Source organism: Psychrobacter sp. NPDC078929 (assembly GCF_050267985.1).
Taxonomy (GTDB): domain Bacteria; phylum Pseudomonadota; class Gammaproteobacteria; order Pseudomonadales; family Moraxellaceae; genus Psychrobacter.
Window position 1 is genome coordinate 1 of the sequence record NZ_JBNNFX010000063.1, and the last position, 1,228, is coordinate 1,228.

At 37.9% G+C, this 1,228-nt stretch carries 1 protein-coding gene and 1 pseudogene; both read right to left on the bottom strand.

What is annotated here, in order from left to right; genetic code table 11:
- Window positions 1-64 (bottom strand): annotated as a pseudogene (locus tag ACQKCG_RS13950) (transposase); the annotation flags it as partial.
- A 110-nt stretch (window positions 65-174) separates the two neighbouring features.
- Window positions 175-1,101 (bottom strand): tyrosine-type recombinase/integrase, encoded by a 927-nt coding sequence (locus ACQKCG_RS13955; RefSeq protein ID WP_427585501.1) that lies wholly within the window; start codon window positions 1,099-1,101, stop codon window positions 175-177.
- Window positions 1,102-1,228: the final 127 nt, after the last annotated feature.

Sequence of the window (1,228 nt, forward strand, 5' to 3'; positions counted from 1 at the left end):
CGAAGCTGTTCATGCTACCAGCCATTTGCTCGGCCAGTTTTTTAATGTCAGATTGAGTCGTCATTGCTTATTCTCCTGTTAGTGGATTATAAGCAGTTACACAAAGTTTGGGAAAGGCTCGCTGTGGAATATATTTGTTCTATGTATAAATCTAATGATGGTTTTATCACTGTTCTATATAAGCTCTTCTATAAATTCACTTTGCGTCATGCCAGCATGCTTACAATAAAAAGCTTCTATTGAGTTTAAAGCGTCTCTTAGTTGCCGCTGTGACACCTGCACATACTGTAAGGTAACATCATCGCTTGATTTAGCTTCACGATGATTGAGCAATCGTTTAAGGACTGGATAGCTGATATTTAAGCTATTGGCTACCGTTCCAAAAGTACGACGCAGATCATGTGGTGTAATATATAGGTTTGCTTGATTACCTATGGCCTTATAACTACCACTTAAATCTTTTATATGGTCATCACTAGCTTGCAAGTCACTTGGGAATACCCATTGCTTACCAGAACTCATTCTCCACCTCTCTTCAAGTAGAGCCTGTAGAATATTACTAGTAGGCATATGATAATCAGAACCGTTTTTGGTATCTTTGAATATTATCCTGCCCGCTTTAAGGTCAATGTCAGACCACTTTAAAGACTGGGCTTCGTTTAAACGCACACCAGTAAACATAAAAAGTAGCATGATATCTCGTGCATTATTGCTATGAGGCGCTTGCATATGTGAGCTTCTATCAACATAACTTAAAAGCGTTTTGATGTACGTACCTAAATATTCTTCTTCGATATGTTTGGTACGTGGCTTAACTCTATTCCAATCTTTCTTTGCATTAAGTATGCGTATAGGTTGCTCTTTGATTAAAAAGTCTTCGTCATCATCTAAAAAGCTATCATGGCAATAATTCCAAACTGATCTCAGAGCTCTCATAGTTGCATTAGCCTGAGCTTCGCTATGCTTGCTTATCTCCTTATGTTTATCACTTATCATTGACTTAGTAATATCATTTAGAGAGATATTTAGCCAGTCTTTCAGCTTATTTAGTATTTGACGGTCATAAGTGGTAATAGTGCCTTCAGCTAAACCAGTCTTCATTAATTTAAAGTAGTCATAAGCTTCTTGCAGTGTGAACAGCCCCGGGATTGTCGGAGACTCAACATTCTGAGAGAATACGACAATGAAAAGACAAACCTATACTCCTGAGATTAAAGAACGCGCCGTT

What these genes read in the sequence shown, in the direction of transcription:
- ACQKCG_RS13955 (WP_427585501.1), bottom strand. Translation starts at nt 1,101, where the DNA reads ATGAAGACTGGTTTAGCTGAAGGCACTATTACCACTTATGACCGTCAA.